The organism is Diaphorobacter sp. (assembly GCF_050251835.1).
Taxonomy (GTDB): domain Bacteria; phylum Pseudomonadota; class Gammaproteobacteria; order Burkholderiales; family Burkholderiaceae_C; genus JBFXIE01.
Genome location: NZ_JBFWLZ010000031.1, coordinates 1 through 14,864, shown reverse-complemented (window position 1 = coordinate 14,864; position 14,864 = coordinate 1). Strand labels below are relative to the sequence as shown.

Sequence of the window (14,864 nt, the reverse complement as noted above, 5' to 3'; positions counted from 1 at the left end):
GCTATTAAATAAATAGCTGCTAGCGCTTTATCCAATTGGGCTGGAGGCTGATTTGAACCCTAACACCACAGCTACCGCCCCCTGCGCCCTGCCTGCTGCCGCGCTGCGGCTGCGCATTGACCCCGAGACCCTGGGCTTTGCCGACACACGCGCGCTGGTGGACGAGCCGCTGCCCTGGATCGGCCAGCAGCGCGCCTTTGAGGCCGCACGCTTTGGCCTGACCATGCAGCACCCCGACTACCACCTGTTCGTGCTGGGCGAGGTGGGCAGCGGCCGCGCGTCGCTGATGCGCCAGGCGATGCAAGACGCCGCAGCCCGCCGGCCAGTGCCGCCCGACCTGTGTTTTCTGCACGACTTCGACGCGCCCGAGCGCCCGCGCGCGCTGCGCCTGCCCGCCGGTCAGGGGCGGCAGTTGCGCGACCAGATGGCCCGCTGGAGCCGCCAGTTGGAGGCCGACATCCCCAAGCGACTGGCCGCACCGGACGTCAAGAACGAAAGCGAGCGCATCCACAGGCGCTACCAGAGCGACGAGGCGCAGGCCTTCAGCCAGCTGGCCGAGTTTGCGCGCGCGCGGCGCTTCCGGCTGGTGCGCGACGAGGGCCAGATGGTGTTCACCCTGCTCGGCGCCACCACCCACGAGCCACTGACCGAGGCCGACGCCGCGGCGCTGGGCAGCGCGGAGCGCGCCGCGATCGCGCAAGCCGAGCAGGAACTGCGCGCCGAGATCGTGCGCTTTCTGGACCGCACCCGGCCGCTGGAGCACGCCCGCGACGAGGCGCTGGCGCAGCTGCTGCGCCAAAGCGCCGGCCCCTTGCTGACGCACGGCCTGGACGAAGTCCGCCAGGGGCTGCGCAAGCAGATCAAGGACGGCGTCAAGCTGGGGCGCTGGCTCGATCAGATCCAGCGCGAGGTGCTGGATCAGCTGGCGCTGTTCGTGCCCCACGAAGGCACGCAGGCCGACGACCCGCTGGAAGATGAGCGTCGCAGCCAGCTGGCCGACCTGCTGGCCATGTGCCAGGTCAACCTGGCAGTGGACAACGCCGGCCTGCAGGGCGCGCCAGTCGTGGTCGAGGACAACCCGCAGCTGCGCAACCTGTTCGGGCATATCCAGTACGAATCCGGCGAGGACGCGCCCTACGCCGATTTTTCCGACATTCACGCCGGTGGCCTGCTGCGCGCGCACGGTGGCTACCTGATGCTGTTTTTGCGCGATCTGCTGGGCGACACGCCGCTGTGGGAGCGGCTGCGCCGCTTTTTGCGCTGCAACCGCCTGGCCATCGAAGACTTGGCCGCCAGCCACGGCAGCGGGGCCACGGTGGCGCTGCAGCCCGAGGGCGTGGACGTGGAGGTCAAGCTGGTGCTGATCGGGTCGGCCGCCGAGTACTACGTGCTGCAGGAAGGCGACGAAGACCTGGCGCAGCGCTTTCGCGTGAAGGTGGACTTTGCCGATCGCTTCATTGCCAACGCTGACACGCACTACGCCAGCGCGGTGTTCATCGCGCGCTTTTGCGCGCAGCGCGGCCTGCCGCACTGCAGCGCGGCCGCCGTGGCGCGCCTGCTGGAATGCATGCACCGCGAGGCCGATGACCAGACGCGCCAGAGCGCGCGCTTTTCCAGCCTGGAGGCGCTGGTGCTCGAATGCGCCGCGCAGGCCCGCGCGCGTGGCGCGCTGCTGGCCGACGCCGCCGACGTGGAGGCGGCGCTGGCCGCCAGGCGCCAGCGCCACAACGCGCCCGAAGAAGAACTGCACGAGGCGATTGCCGAGGGCGAGCTGCTCATCACACTGGAGGGCACGCGCGTGGGCCAGCTCAACGCGCTCACGCAGATCGACCTGGGCGACTACCGCTTCGGCTTTCCGGTGCGCATCACCGCGCGCACGCACGCCGGCCAGGAAGGGCTGGTGAACATCGAGCGCGAGGTGGAGCTGTCCGGCCCCATCCACGACAAGGGCGTGCTGATACTGCACAGCTATTTCAGCGCGCTGTTCGGGCATCTGGCGCCGCTGGCGCTCAATGCGTCCATCGTGCTGGAGCAGGAATACAGCGGCATCGAGGGCGACTCGGCCTCCTGCGCCGAGCTGTACGCGCTGCTGTCGTCGCTGTCGGGCCTGCCCCTGCGCCAGGACATCGCAGTCACCGGCGCCCTAAACCAGCACGGCGAGGTGCTGCCCGTGGGCGGGTTGAACGAAAAAATCGAAGGCTGGTTTCGCGTGTGCGAACACGCCGGCCTGACGGGCACCCAAGGCGTGCTGATCCCGGCGCGCAACCAGCGCCACCTGATGCTGTCGCCCGCGGTGGTCGATGCGGTGGCGGCCGGGCGCTTTCATGTCTATGCCGTGCAGCATGTCAGCGAAGGGATTGCGCTGCTCACGGGCACGCAGGCCGGCCTCACGCCCGACGAGCACTGGGAGGGCAGCGTGCAAGCGCGCGCCGAGCGCACGCTGCTGGCCTACCGCCGCGCCTGGCAGGCCATGGCACTGGGGCGCCGGGGCGTGCCGCGTGGACGCGGTACTTATCCACGCGGGCTATAAGAACAATTCGATTCTGTCGTTGGCGCAGCGCGCCAGCGCGGGACAATCGCCGCCTTCCTTGAACCCTCTGTTGCTTTCATGGCCATGAAAAAACTGCTGGCGCTCGCCGTGTTCTCTGCCGCTGCCCTCGCGGCTCCTGCGGGCTGGGCCGCCCAGCCGCTGCTCACACCCGTCGAACTGCAAGCCCGGACCGGCCAGCCCGCCGCACCGCGCGTGATCGATATCCGCGACCCCGCCAGCTATGCCGCGCAGCACATCCCCGGCGCACTGAACGCGCCCTACGGCCGCTGGCGCGGCCCCGCCAGCAACCCTGGCGAGCTGCCCGAGCTGCCCCAGCTCACCGCGCTGGTGCAGTCGCTGGGCCTGACGCCCGCCACGCATGCCGTGATCGTCTCCACCGGAGCCGACACCACCGACTTTGGCGCCGCCGCCCGCGTGTACTGGACTTTGAAGCTGCTGGGACTGAAAGAGCTGTCCATCCTGAACGGCGGCATGAAGGCCTGGAGCCAGGCCAAGCTGCCCCTGACGACCGAAGTGCCCCAGGTGACGGCCAGCCAGTACGCCCCCGCGCTGGACACCCGCCTGCTGGCCACGCGCGAGGACGTGGGCCAGCACATCCGCCTGAGCAATGCGGCGCTGGTGGACTCGCGCCCCGACGCTTTCTACCAGGGCAAGGTGCGCGCGCCTGCGGCCAAGGTCTCGGGCACCCTGCCCGGCGCGCAGCAGCTGGACTTCAACCAGTGGTTCGTGCCGGGCACGACCACCTTTGTCGATGCGGCCACGGCCAAGCAGATCGCCGCCAAGGTCAAGCGCGAACAGGGGCAGGACATGGTGGCGTTCTGCAACACCGGCCACTGGGCGGCGACCGACTGGTTCGGCCTGTCCGAAGTGGCGGGCCTGCCCGGCGTGAAACTGTACGCGGGCTCCATGGTGGACTGGACCCAGTCCAAGGAACCGCCGCTGATGGCCAACCAGCCCAGCCGCGCCGAGGCGCTGGCCTACGACGCCCGGCAGTGGTGGGAGCGCAAGTTCAGGTAAGCCGCGTGCCCGATCGGCGGCCCCAAAAGTTTGTAGCCCAGTTAACCCCCAGCGCTTATCCAGCAAGCGCTGGCAGCTCACTTTTTTGATTTTTTACCCATGAAACGAATCCCCCTGGCGGCCCTGCTGGCCGTGTTCTTTGGCTGGCTGCTGTGGACCGTGTCCGTGCGGCAGGCCGCCCTGTTCGCCGTGGGCCTGGGCCTGGGCGCGGTGCTGGCGGGCCAGCGCTTTGGCTTCACCACCGGCTGGCGCATGCTGATCGAGGACAAAGACGCCAGCGGCGTCATGGGCCAGTTGCTGCTGCTGGCCCTGGCCGCTGCGCTGGCCATGCCGCTGCTGGGGCATTTTCCTGAACTGACGGCCGCGCTGGGCCCGCCCAGCGTCAGCCTGTTGGTGGGCGCCTTTGTGTTCGGGCTGTGCATGCAGATTGCAGACGGCTGCGGCAGCGGCACGCTGTACAAGGCAGGCCTTGGCATTCCGATGAACATGGCCATCCTGCCGCTGTTTGCGCTGGGCAGCTTCCTGGGGTCGCTGCACCTGGGCTTCTGGCTGGACCTGGGCCGCGCAGCGCCGGTGGGCCTGGTCAGCCGCTTCGGCTGGCAAGAGGCATTGCTGATGACGCTGGCGGCACTGGCCGCGGCCGCGGTGGCCGTGCGCTGGTATGCGCGCCGCGCCCCCGTGGTGCAAGGTGCGCAGCCCAAGCCGCTGCTGGTGCGCAAGTGGATCGTGGGCGCGGTGCTGCTGGCGCTGCTGGCCACGCTGAACCTGGTGATCGCCGGCCAGCCCTGGGGCGTGGTCTATGGTTTTGGCCTGTGGGCCGCCAAAATCGCCCAGGCCAGCGGTGCCGCGGATCTGGCAGGCAACTGGTTCTGGAGCCAGCCCGGCAACGCCGCCCGCCTGCAAGAAACCGTGCTGCTGGACGTGACCAGCATCACCAACATCGGCATTCTGGGCGGCGCGCTGTGGGTGTCGGCCGGCAAGCCCGCCGCGGCCAAAGCCCTGACGGGTACGCAATGGGCCGTGGCCCTGGCGGCCGGTCTGCTGCTGGGCTACAGCTCGCGCCTGGCGTTTGGCTGCAACGTGGGGGCCATGCTGTCGGGCATCTCCACGGGCAGCATCCATGGCTGGATCTGGGTGCCGCTGGCCTTCGCAGGCACGATCTTCGGCCTGCGCATCCGCCGCCATTTTGGTTTTTGAGCCCCGGGAGAGACACGCCATGACACGACACACCACGCTGCGCCTGGCTTTTTGGGCCGTGCTTGCCGCCTTTGTGGCCTGGGACTACGGCACCTCGGCCCCGGTGGATCTGCGCTTTGAGGCCCCGCTGATTGCCGCCGGATCGGGCAAGGCGGCATCCGGCGGGCATTGCTCCATGCCGGACTGAAGCTACCACCAGGGTTACTTGAGAAGCCGTCCGTTGCTGTCGATCACGGTGACTTCGACGAAGCGCGAACCCACCCGGTTGGCCGGGCCGTAGCTCAGGGTGATGCCGCCCAGGTCATAGGATTGCAGCGACTCCAGCGCGCGCAGCACGCGCGAGCGCGTGGGCTGGGGGCCGGCGCGGCGCAGTGCCTCCACCAGCACCTTGGCGCCCAAAAACAGCTCGAAGCTGGTGTAGTTGACCTCGGCGCCCGGTGCGTACTTTTGCAGCAGTTGCTGGTATTCACGCACCACGGGCAGCTGCGGCCGGTACGGGTAGGGCACCACCTGGCTGATGGCCAGGCCGTGCGCGTTCTTCAGGCCCGCCAGCTTCACGATCTCGGCCGGGTCCACCACCGAGATGTTGAACAGCTGCGCGCCGCCGCCCGCCTCGCGGTAGCGCTTGGCAAACGCGGCGGCAGGCTTGTTGATGGCAATCATGATCACCGCCTGTGCGTCGGTGGCACGGATGGCCTTCACCGCCGCATCCACGTTGTCGGTGTTGCGCTCGTAGCCCGCAGCGGTCACCAGCTGGAGCTGGCGCCGCGCCAGCGCCGCCTCCACGCCAGCCAGCCCGGCCTTGCCGAAGCCGTCGTCCTGGTACATGACGGCAATGCGCGTGACGCCCAGCGTGGCCAGCTGCTGCACCATGTGCTCGGCCTCGTCGGCGTAGCCCGCACGCACATGAAAAATCCACGGATTGAAGGGCGCGCGCAGCACTTCGCCGCCGGTGTAGGGCGCCACCAGCGCCGCGCCGCCGCGCTCGAGCACCTTGTCCGACAGCAACTGCGCAAGGTTGGATGTGCCGGCGTAGCCAAACAGCGCCACCACCTCGGGGCGCGCCAGCATGGCGCGGGTCAGGCGCACGGTGTCTTCGACCCTGTAGCCGTCGTCTTCCACGGCCACGCGGATCTGCGCGCCGTGCACGCCGCCCTGGGCGTTGACCGCATCAAAGTACACCTTGCCGCCCAGCACCATCTGCTCGCCAGTGGAGCCCAGCACGCCCGACAGCGGCGCCACCTGCCCCACCCACACTTCAGCGGCGGGAGATGCCGCCGCCGGGCCCGCGAGGGCACCCAGCACCAGCGCCGCCAGCAGCAACGCACACCGCCGTTTTGCCATCCAAATGCTCATCCATCTTTCTCCAACGGGTTTCAAGAACGCAGACAGGCAGCACCCGGCCCGGCGGCACACGGGCGCCGCCGGGCCGGACCGACTGTTTCAAGGACTCCAGGCCGATCAGCCTGGACAGACGCACGGCCTGCAGTCGCCGGGACTTCAGCGCGGCACGGTGATGGACGTGCCGGCAAAGCCGATCTGGTCGGCAGCGGCGGGCGCCAGGGCAAACGGCGGCACATGGGCGGCCGTAATGGCGGGCGCCGCGCCGGGCACGCCGCCGCGGGGCGTGGTGCGCACGACCTGGTTGGCGGGCAGCGCGGCGCCGTTCTTCAGGTGGGCCCACATCACGTCCATGGCCTGGTTGAAGTACGGGTGCAGCGGCACGAAGCGCGTGTCAAAGCCCGAGAAGGGCAAGAACGTATCAAAGTGCTGGCCGTTCAAAACCTCGATATAGCGCAGCTTGGTCGATGCGCCCTCGATCGTGCGATTGAGCGCCGTGTAGGCCCGCGAGTTGTTGTTGACCGGCACCAGCGCGTCGCTGCGGCCCGACACGATGATGGCCGGCTTGCCGCGCAGGTTGGCGCTGTGCAATACCTCGGCAATGCCAGCGCGCACCGCATCGCTTTGCGCCTTGGTGGGCGTGGTGCTGGCCGTCAGCGCCGCGCCGCTGGCCAGGTCTTTGCCGCTGACCAGCGCGTGCTGGCACAGGGCGTTGTCCAGACCGAAGTCGGCCACGCCGGTCGAGGGCGACACCGCAAACTGCCAGGCCTTGGCCCCGCCCAGCGAGTTGTTATAGACCACCGTGGCGGGCGTGCCGTTGGCCGTGCCGTTGGCCGTGGCGGCGCTTTGCGCCAGCGCCGTGGGCGTGGCGGCCACCACGTCGCCGTTTGCAGCGTTGACCGCGGCAAAGCTGCTGCTGCACAGGTTGGCATCGGCACCAAAACGGCCATAGGCCATGGTGTACATGGCCGACAGGATGGGCCCGTTGCCCAGCGCGTAGTGGGCGTTGTGCATGGTGTTGCTCTCGTCCGACCAGCCAAAGGCGCGCAGCTTGGCCAGGGCGTCGGCGGCGCGCTGGGCGGTGGTGGCGCCGCTGACCAGGCCCTTGGCCGCCAGGCCATCGCAGCGCGCGGTGGCGCGGGCCGTCATGTTGACGAGGCCGATGTAGTTGTAGATCGAGGTCTCGGCAATGGCCGCATCGGCCGCCAGCGCCGCGCAGGGCTGGAAGATGTTGCCGTAGGTGGTGTATTCGGCCAGGGTCTTGCCGTAGCCCGCCACGGCGGCGCCGCCAAACTGGATGCCGTAGCCCGCGGCGGTGGGCATCTCGGTGACGGGCTCGGAGGCCACCACGCCGTCGATCAGGCCCTCGCTGTCTTGCTCGGCCGCCCGCAGCGATGCCGCGCCGCCGTTGGACGCCGATCCCGCAATCACCAGCGTGTTGTTCCTGGTGAAGGGCACGGGGTTGTCTGCCGTGCCATAGCGCGCGTTCAGCACATACAGCGCGTAGCGGCCCGCGGCCAGGGTGTCTGTACCCCAGTCCTTCTCGGGGTTTTGCTGGGATTGCGCGTGCTTGATGGCGATGCGGTTAGGGAAGGCCGCGTTATAGAGCGAGCGCGCAGCGTCGGTGATGTTGGCGGCAAAAAAGGCCAGCGCGCCCGCGGCCGTGCGCGTGGCGCGCGTGCCGTCCACCTTGTTGACGGTGTCGTCGGCCAGGTTGTGCAGGCCCACGCCCTTGCCCGCGTCGGTCAGCGCCACGGCGCAGCCCTTCTTCAGGCCCCACTCGCCCGCCGTGCCGATGGCGCCATACACACCGCGCGACCCGGACGACGGCCCCAGCACGATGCAGGGATTGGCCGCGCTGAAGCTGTCGGGCACCTGCACGGCGATCACGGTCTGCTTGCGGCCCGTGCCATCGTCGAGCACGGCCAGGTATTCACGGCCGGGGATCAGGCCCTCGCTGGTCGTCACGCGGCCGTCGGCCGTGACGTTGGGACCGTACAGGCTGCCGTAGCCGCCGTTGGCGGTGTAGTCCAGGAGGCCGCGGTAGTTGGAAAACAACGCGTTGCGGCGCAGCTCGGCCGCCGTGGGGTTGGCCGGGTCGGCGTAGGCGGGCGCAGCCGCTGCGCCCAGGCCCGTTTTGCCGATGCCGCCGGTCAGCAGGTCTTGCGTGGCCGCCGTGGCGCCCGTGCCCACGGTGGTGGCCGGATAGACGGTGGCGCTGATCTCCTTGATGCCCTTGGGCAGCTCGTTGACCGGCCCCTCGTCATCGCCGCCGCAGGCTACCAGCGCAGCCCCGGCCAGCGCCGTGAGGGCGCAGCGCATCGTCAATCGTGGATTCATTCGCATGTTGTCTCCTTGGGTTGTGGTTTTTGGCAGTACGAAAAAACAATGCGCCCCCGGTCAGAACCGGGGGCGCAGTCATTGCAGGTCACGCGGAGCGTTCAAAAGCATGGGCGCATGTTAGCGACGCGCGCGGCTTTACAAGTCAGGTAGAACCCAGGGTTGCAGTCCGCCGGGGCTTGGCGGTGGCGGGCGGCAAAGACGCTGCGCCAGGGCAGATTGCGACTGGCGGCGTACCGCTTCGCCGTACTGGTCTGTCAGCTCACATCGTCTGCGCTTTGGTGCGCGTGCACCAGGTTGCGCTCGGCCCAGCGGCGCAGCACGCGCGGCACGATGAGCACGGCCAGCACGATCACCAGCAGCGTCACCGTCATGGGCCGCTGCAAAAAGATCATCCAGCTGCCCTCGCCAATCGAGATGGCGTTGCGCAGCTGCGCCTCGGCCAGCGGCCCCAGGATCATGCCCACCACCACGGGCGCGGTTGGGAAGTCAAAGCGCCGCATCAGCACGCCCAGCAGGCCGATGGCGTACAGCAGAAACAGGTCAAACGTGCTCTGGCGCATGCCGTAGGCGCCCACGGTGGCAAAGATCAGAATGCCCGCGTACAACTGCGGGCGCGGAATCTTCAGCAGCTTCACCCACAGCCCCACCAGGGGCAGGTTCAGCACCAGCAGCATGAGGTTGCCGATGTACAGCGACGCGATCAGCGCCCACACCAGCGCCGCCGATGTGGTGAACAACTGCGGCCCGGGGTTGATGCCGTAGTTCTGGAACGCGCCCAGCAGCACGGCGGTGGTGTTGCTGGTGGGAATGCCCAGGGTCAGCAGCGGAATCATCGCCGCCGTCACGGTGGCGTTGTTGGCGGCCTCGGGGCCGGCCACGCCCTCGATGGCGCCCGCGGCGCCAAACTCCGCCTTGTCCTCGCCCTTGGCCAGCTTTTTCTCGGTGGCGTAGCTCAAGAAGGTGGGAATCTCGGTGCCGCCAGCCGGTATGCAGCCAAACGGCGTGCCGATCAGGGTGCCGCGCAGCCACGCGGGCACCGAGCGCTTCCAGTCGCGCGCCGTCATGTGCACACGGGTCAGCTTGTTCTGCGATTCCTCCACCTTGCCCTCGTACAGCGCGGCGTACAGCACCTCGGCCACGGCGAACAGGCCCACGGCCACCAGCACGATGTCCACGCCGTCCAGCAGCTCCATCTTGCCGCCCGTGTAGCGTGCCGCGCCCGAGATCTGGTCCATGCCCACGCAGCCCAGCGCCAGGCCGACAAACAGCGACGTCATGCCACGCAGGCTGCTCTGGCCCAGCACGGCGCTCACGGTGGTGAACGCCAGCACCATCAGCATGAAGTACTCGGGCGGGCCCAGCCGCACGGCAAAGTCCGCCACCGTGGGGGCAAACAGCGTGACCACCACGGTGGCCACGGTGCCGGCGACAAACGAGCCAATGGCCGCCGTGGCCAGCGCCGCGCCCGCGCGGCCGCTCTTGGCCATTTTGTTGCCCTCCATGGCCGTGACCATGCTGGCCGTCTCGCCAGGGGTGTTGAGCAAGATGGACGTGGTGGAGCCGCCATACATGGCGCCGTAGTAGATGCCGGCAAAGAAGATCATCGAGGCAGTCATCTCCACCTTGGAGGTGATGGGCAGCAGCATGGCCACCGCCACCGCCGGGCCGATGCCGGGCAGCACGCCCACCGCCGTGCCCAGGGCGCAGCCCACCAGCGCCCACAGCAGATTGGCCGGGGTGATCGCCGTGGCAAAGCCCGCCATCAATGCGTCAAAGATTTCCATTACAGCCACCCTGTGTCAGTCAGTCCGGGAAGATTGATGGCCAGAAACTGCGTGAACAGCCAGAACACAGGCGCCGAGATCGCCAGGCCCGTCAGCACATCCACCGCCAGCGCCCGCGGCGCCAGCAGCCCCGTTTGGCCATTGGCTCGGCGCAGGCCCTGCACCGCCAGCGCATAGCACAGCGTGCAGCCCGCGATGAAGCCCAGCTGCGTGATCAGCGCCGCATTCAGCAGCAGCCCGGCCGACACCCAGGCAAACGGCCCCAGCGCCGCGCGCGCCGCGCCGCCGGGGTCGGCCGCCTGGCGGTAGCCGCCCGTGAGCGCCTCGCGCACCAACAGAATGCCGCACAGGCCCAGCACCGCGGCGCAGGCCCAGGGCAGAAAGTTGGGGCCTACGCCGCCGTAGCCGGCATCTGCAGGAATCTGCAGCGCGCCAAAGGCCATGCCCACGGCCACCAGCACCACGGCCACGCCCACGGCGGCCTGCCAGGCTGGCGATGGCACGCTGCCCGCGTCCTGGGGCGCGGCGGCTGAATGAGGAGGAGAAGAAAGCTCGGGCATGGCTGTAGCCTCTGAAGAAAAACAGCGCCCTGCGCAGGCGCCGCTGGATTGAAACCGCGCCGCGGATTCATCGCGGCTGTGAATGACAGCCAGCGCGGCAACAACGTGAACAGGCAGAGCAGCCACCAGCGCCTGCAAAAGAAGCGCCAGCAGCTATCAAAAACAAAGTATTCGCAATACCGGGAGGAATCACACCATGCCGGACTTGACCATCGTGGCGCGCAGGCTGGCGAACTCGTTATCGACAAAGCTGGCGAACTCGTCGCCGGCCAGCCAGGCGGGTGTCCAGCCGTTTTTCTCCAGCGCCTCCTGCCAGGCGCGGCTCTTGACGGCCTTGTCCACCATGGCGATCAGGGCCTTGCGCTGCTCGGGCGTGATGCCGGGCGCGCCGTACACGCCGCGCCAGTTGCCAATCTCCACGTCAATGCCCTGCTCTTTCAGCGTGGGCACATTCACGCCCTTGAGGCGCTGGCCCGACGTGACGCCGATGGGCTTCATCTTGCCCGCGGCGATGTACTCGGCAAACTCGCTGTAGCCGCTGCCGCCCACGGTGACGTTGCCGCCCAGGATGGCCGCCGTGGCCTCGCCGCCCCCGCGGAAGGCCACGTAGTTGATCTTGGCCGGGTCGGCGCCCACGGCACGCGCAATCATGGCCGCCGCGATGTGCTCGGTGGAGCCGCGCGAGCCGCCACCCCACTTCACGCTGCCGGGGTCTTTCTTCAGTTGCGCCACCACCTCGGCCATGCTCTTGAAGGGCGAATTGGCAGGCAGCACGAACACGTTGTATTCGCTGGTCAGCCGCGCAATCGGCGTGGCCTGGCTCAGGTTGACCGGCGGCTTGCCGGTGATGATGCCGCCCAGCATCACGGCGCCCATCACCATCAGCGCGTTGGGGTCGCCCTTGGAGCTGTTGACGAACTGCGCCAGGCCAATGGCGCCGGCCGCGCCGCCCTTGTTGTCAAAGGTCACGCTGGAGGCCACGCCCGCGTCCTGCAGGGCCTTGCCCAGGGCGCGGCCGGTGGTGTCCCAGCCGCCGCCGGGGTTGGCGGGCAGCATCATCTTGACGGCCACGGCAGCGCGCGCCGAAAGCGGCAGGCTGCCCGCAGCGGCCAGGGCCGCCAGCGACTTCAAAAAGGTATCGCGACGCATGTTGTCTCCTTGCATGTGAAAAACGTAACTTTGAACCCAGATTTCCCATTAGGGCTTGGGATGGCAGCGAGGGCAGTTGCGAGGCAGTTCGGTCCCGACTGAGGAGTCCATAGCCGTAGCTATGGGCGACGAAGAGGGGCCGAAATGACCGCAAATGCACCGCTGACACCCAAGCAGCACCGAAGGTGCGCCTAATGAGAAATCTGGGTTGAACGGCAGCGATGATGCGCGCGCAAGCTGTCAATCGGCTGTCCGCGGCACTGGGGTTTACGCGCATGGGCACCGCTGTACCGATGCGTCGGATGAATCCTGCACCCCGTCCGTCATTGCTGCGCAAGCGGCAATCCACTGCCCGCAGCCCCGTGTCGCCACACTGATAATCCGCGCCATGCAATTGCTCCTGGTCGAAGACGACGCCACCATGCAGGCCACGCTGCAGCGCTCGCTGGCGCGCCGCGGCATGGCCGTCACCGCCGTGGGCGATGGCCGCGCCGCGCTGGCCGAATGGCGCGCGCGCCCGCCCGATGCGGTGGTGCTGGACCTGACCCTGCCCGGCCTGGACGGCCTGCAGGTGCTGCAGCAGGCGCGCGCCGGCGGCCTGCGCACGCCCGTGCTGCTGCTGACCGCGCGCGGCACCGTGGGCGACCGCGTGCTGGGCCTGAACGCCGGCGCCGACGACTACCTGCCCAAGCCCTTCGACCTGGACGAGCTGGAGGCGCGCCTGCGCGCCCTGGTGCGCCGCAGCAGCGATGCACCAGGGGGCAAATCAGCCTCCAGCGCACCATCAATGGGCGCCATAAGCTATGAAAAAGAGAGCGGCATAGCCTACGCGCACGGCGCGCCCATGGACCTCACCCCGCGCGAGCTGGCGCTGCTGCGCGCCCTGCTGGCCCAGCCGAGGCACGCGGTGAGCAAGGAGCGGCTGTACGAGCTGGTCTTTCCCGGCCAGACCGACGTGCAGTACGAGGCCATCGAGGTGGTGGTCTATCGCCTGCGCAAAAAGCTGGCGGGCACGGGCGTGGTGCTGATGACGCTGCGCGGGCTGGGCTACCTTCTCAAACCCGAGGCCTGAACGCCAAACATGACCCGCCCGCAATCGCTGCGCCGCCAGCTGCTGCTGGGCATCTTGCTGCCCACGCTGCTGTTCGTGGGCGTGAACACCTACAGCCTGCACCGCCAGGCGCTGGCCGCGCTGCACACCGCCTACGACCGCACGCTGCTGGCGTCGGCCAAGACCATCAGCGAGCAGCTGGACGTGCGCGGCTACGACGAGCTGGCCGAGCTGCGCGCCACCGTCCCCTATGCGGCGCTGGAAGCCTTCGAGGCCGACAACCAAAGCCGCATGTTCTACCGCGTGTCCAGCCTGCATGGCGAGCTGATCTCCGGCTTTGCCGAGCTGCCCATCTGGCGCGGCACCATCGCGCAGCGCCCGCCCTACGCGGCGCTGGTGGACTTCTACGACGCGCAGTTTCGCGGCCAGCCCGTGCGCGTGGCCGTGCTGCTGCAGCCCGTGGCCAGCAGCGAGGGGCGCGGCATGGCCGTGATCCAGGTGGCCGAGACGCTGGAGCTGCGCGAGGCCGCGGCGCTGCAGATCCTGCACACCACGCTGGCGCGCCAGGCGCTGCTGCTGGCGCTGATTGCAGGCATCGTGGTACTGGTGGTGCAGCGCGCCACACGCCCGGTGCGCCAGTTGAGCAGCAACCTGCAGGCCCGCGCCGAAGGCGACCTGGCCCCCATTGCCGCGCCTGCCGCGCCGCGCGAGCTGCAACCGCTGATCGACGCCACCAACGCGGTCATGCAGCGCCTGTCGCGCCTGCTGGCGCACCAGCAGCGCTTTGTGCGCGACGCATCGCACCAGCTGCGCACGCCGCTGGCAGTGCTCAAGACCCAGGTGCAGTCCGCGCTGCGCGGCGACCTGCCGCCCGAGCAGGCGCTGCAGGAGATCGGCCACACCGTGGACCGCGCCACCCAGCTGGCCAACCAGATGCTGGCGCTGGCCAAGGTGGAGCAACTGCGCCAGCAAGGCGGTCTGCCCACCACCCGGCTGGACGCGGTGCTGCGCGAAGTGGCGCTGGAGCTGTCGCCCCTGATCGCCCAGGGCGACCTGGACTTTTGCATTGCCACCGATGCCGCGCCCGTGCAGGCACACGAATGGATGCTGCGCGAGCTGTGCCGCAACCTGCTGCACAACGCCATACGCCATGCGCCGCCCGGCACCGAACTGGCCGTCACGCTGCAAGCGCACGCAACCCATGCCGCGCTGACTTTTGCCGACGCCGGCCCCGGCATCGACGACGAACTGGCGGCGCGGCTGTTCCAGCCGTTCTCGGCGGGCGATGTGCGCACGGGCTCGGGCCTGGGCCTGGCGATCTGCCAGGAAATCGTGCAAGCACTGGGCGGCAGCATCGCGCTGACCAACCGCCGCGAAGGCAGCCAGATCCTGGGTCTGGACGCCGCAGTGCGCCTGCCGCTGGCGCGCCACTGAAAACCAACGGAGAGCAAAATCACGCCGATGACGACCCCGCCCGATGCAATGCGCCTGGACAAATGGCTCTGGTGCGCGCGCTTTTACAAAACCCGCAGCCTCGCCGTGGAAGAAATCGGCAAAGGCCGCGTCACCGTCAACGGCCAGGCGGCCAAGGCGGCGCGCGACCTGCGCGCGGGCGACACCGTCGCGCTGCGCCAGGGGCCCGTGTCACGCACCGTGGTGGTGCGCGCCTTGAGCAGCTTTCGCGGCCCCGCGCCCGTCGCGCAGCAGCTATATGAAGAAACGCCCGACAGCATTACCGCACGCGCCCAGGCCGCCGAAGCGCACCGCCTGGCGCCCGAGCCAGCCGCCACGCTGCGCGAAGGGCGCCCCACCAAGCGTGACCGGCGCAGCCTGGACGACGTGCGCCGCGGCTGGGGCGACCGCTGGAGCGC

At 68.9% G+C, this 14,864-nt stretch carries 12 protein-coding genes; 7 read left to right on the top strand and 5 right to left on the bottom strand.

Annotated elements, in window-relative coordinates:
- Positions 1 to 52: 52 nt before the first annotated feature.
- From AB7E35_RS11070 to AB7E35_RS11055, 4 genes are all read left to right on the top strand, one after another.
- Positions 53 to 2,530 carry a Lon protease family protein gene (locus AB7E35_RS11070; protein WP_428167564.1) on the top strand — a complete coding sequence of 826 codons (2,478 nt, stop codon included), beginning with the start codon at positions 53 to 55 and terminating at the stop codon, positions 2,528 to 2,530.
- Between the two features lie 84 nt (positions 2,531 to 2,614).
- Positions 2,615 to 3,568 (top strand): sulfurtransferase, encoded by a 954-nt coding sequence (locus AB7E35_RS11065; protein ID WP_428167571.1) that lies wholly within the window; start codon positions 2,615 to 2,617, stop codon positions 3,566 to 3,568.
- 99 nt (positions 3,569 to 3,667) lie between these two features.
- Positions 3,668 to 4,765, top strand: coding sequence for a YeeE/YedE thiosulfate transporter family protein (locus AB7E35_RS11060; RefSeq protein ID WP_428167563.1), 1,098 nt, complete (start codon positions 3,668 to 3,670; stop codon positions 4,763 to 4,765).
- Between the two features lie 19 nt (positions 4,766 to 4,784).
- Positions 4,785 to 4,952, top strand: coding sequence for a hypothetical protein (locus AB7E35_RS11055; RefSeq protein WP_428163271.1), 168 nt, complete (start codon positions 4,785 to 4,787; stop codon positions 4,950 to 4,952).
- A gap of 14 nt (positions 4,953 to 4,966) precedes the next feature.
- On the opposite strand, the gene AB7E35_RS11050 is transcribed toward AB7E35_RS11055, so the two are convergent.
- From AB7E35_RS11050 to AB7E35_RS11030, 5 genes are all read right to left on the bottom strand, one after another.
- Positions 4,967 to 6,109, bottom strand: a complete 1,143-nt coding sequence (locus AB7E35_RS11050; RefSeq protein WP_428167562.1) for an ABC transporter substrate-binding protein — start codon at positions 6,107 to 6,109, stop codon at positions 4,967 to 4,969.
- 156 nt (positions 6,110 to 6,265) lie between these two features.
- Positions 6,266 to 8,452: a 3-hydroxybutyrate oligomer hydrolase family protein gene (locus tag AB7E35_RS11045; protein ID WP_428163269.1), complete on the bottom strand. Its 2,187-nt coding sequence runs from the start codon at positions 8,450 to 8,452 to the stop codon at positions 6,266 to 6,268.
- Positions 8,453 to 8,703: 251 nt separating this feature from the next.
- The gene (locus tag AB7E35_RS11040; RefSeq protein WP_428167561.1) at positions 8,704 to 10,233 is read right to left on the bottom strand and encodes a tripartite tricarboxylate transporter permease; all 1,530 of its coding nucleotides are present in this window, start codon (positions 10,231 to 10,233) and stop codon (positions 8,704 to 8,706) included.
- The gene (locus AB7E35_RS11035) at positions 10,233 to 10,793 is read right to left on the bottom strand and encodes a tripartite tricarboxylate transporter TctB family protein (RefSeq protein ID WP_428167560.1); all 561 of its coding nucleotides are present in this window, start codon (positions 10,791 to 10,793) and stop codon (positions 10,233 to 10,235) included. The genes AB7E35_RS11040 and AB7E35_RS11035 overlap by 1 nt, the downstream gene beginning before the upstream one ends.
- Positions 10,794 to 10,982: 189 nt before the next feature.
- Positions 10,983 to 11,942 carry a Bug family tripartite tricarboxylate transporter substrate binding protein gene (locus AB7E35_RS11030; RefSeq protein WP_428163396.1) on the bottom strand — a complete coding sequence of 320 codons (960 nt, stop codon included), beginning with the start codon at positions 11,940 to 11,942 and terminating at the stop codon, positions 10,983 to 10,985.
- 388 nt (positions 11,943 to 12,330) lie between these two features.
- Between AB7E35_RS11030 and AB7E35_RS11025 the strand changes: the two genes are divergently transcribed.
- The 3 genes from AB7E35_RS11025 to AB7E35_RS11015 all read left to right on the top strand — a co-directional run.
- Positions 12,331 to 13,014, top strand: a complete 684-nt coding sequence (locus AB7E35_RS11025) for a response regulator (RefSeq protein WP_428167559.1) — start codon at positions 12,331 to 12,333, stop codon at positions 13,012 to 13,014.
- A 9-nt stretch (positions 13,015 to 13,023) separates the two neighbouring features.
- Positions 13,024 to 14,427: a sensor histidine kinase gene (locus AB7E35_RS11020; RefSeq protein WP_428167558.1), complete on the top strand. Its 1,404-nt coding sequence runs from the start codon at positions 13,024 to 13,026 to the stop codon at positions 14,425 to 14,427.
- 27 nt (positions 14,428 to 14,454) lie between these two features.
- The coding region (locus AB7E35_RS11015; protein WP_428167557.1) for an RNA-binding S4 domain-containing protein at positions 14,455 to 14,864 on the top strand (410 nt) is incomplete at its 3' end.

What these genes read in the sequence shown, in the direction of transcription:
- AB7E35_RS11065 (WP_428167571.1), top strand. Translation starts at nt 2,615, where the DNA reads ATGAAAAAACTGCTGGCGCTCGCCGTGTTCTCTGCCGCTGCCCTCGCG.
- AB7E35_RS11020 (WP_428167558.1), top strand. Translation starts at nt 13,024, where the DNA reads ATGACCCGCCCGCAATCGCTGCGCCGCCAGCTGCTGCTGGGCATCTTG.
- AB7E35_RS11040 (WP_428167561.1), bottom strand. Translation starts at nt 10,233, where the DNA reads ATGGAAATCTTTGACGCATTGATGGCGGGCTTTGCCACGGCGATCACC.
- AB7E35_RS11030 (WP_428163396.1), bottom strand. Translation starts at nt 11,942, where the DNA reads ATGCGTCGCGATACCTTTTTGAAGTCGCTGGCGGCCCTGGCCGCTGCG.
- AB7E35_RS11055 (WP_428163271.1), top strand. Translation starts at nt 4,785, where the DNA reads ATGACACGACACACCACGCTGCGCCTGGCTTTTTGGGCCGTGCTTGCC.
- AB7E35_RS11050 (WP_428167562.1), bottom strand. Translation starts at nt 6,109, where the DNA reads ATGGCAAAACGGCGGTGTGCGTTGCTGCTGGCGGCGCTGGTGCTGGGT.
- AB7E35_RS11045 (WP_428163269.1), bottom strand. Translation starts at nt 8,452, where the DNA reads ATGCGAATGAATCCACGATTGACGATGCGCTGCGCCCTCACGGCGCTG.
- AB7E35_RS11035 (WP_428167560.1), bottom strand. Translation starts at nt 10,793, where the DNA reads ATGCCCGAGCTTTCTTCTCCTCCTCATTCAGCCGCCGCGCCCCAGGAC.
- AB7E35_RS11025 (WP_428167559.1), top strand. Translation starts at nt 12,331, where the DNA reads ATGCAATTGCTCCTGGTCGAAGACGACGCCACCATGCAGGCCACGCTG.
- AB7E35_RS11060 (WP_428167563.1), top strand. Translation starts at nt 3,668, where the DNA reads ATGAAACGAATCCCCCTGGCGGCCCTGCTGGCCGTGTTCTTTGGCTGG.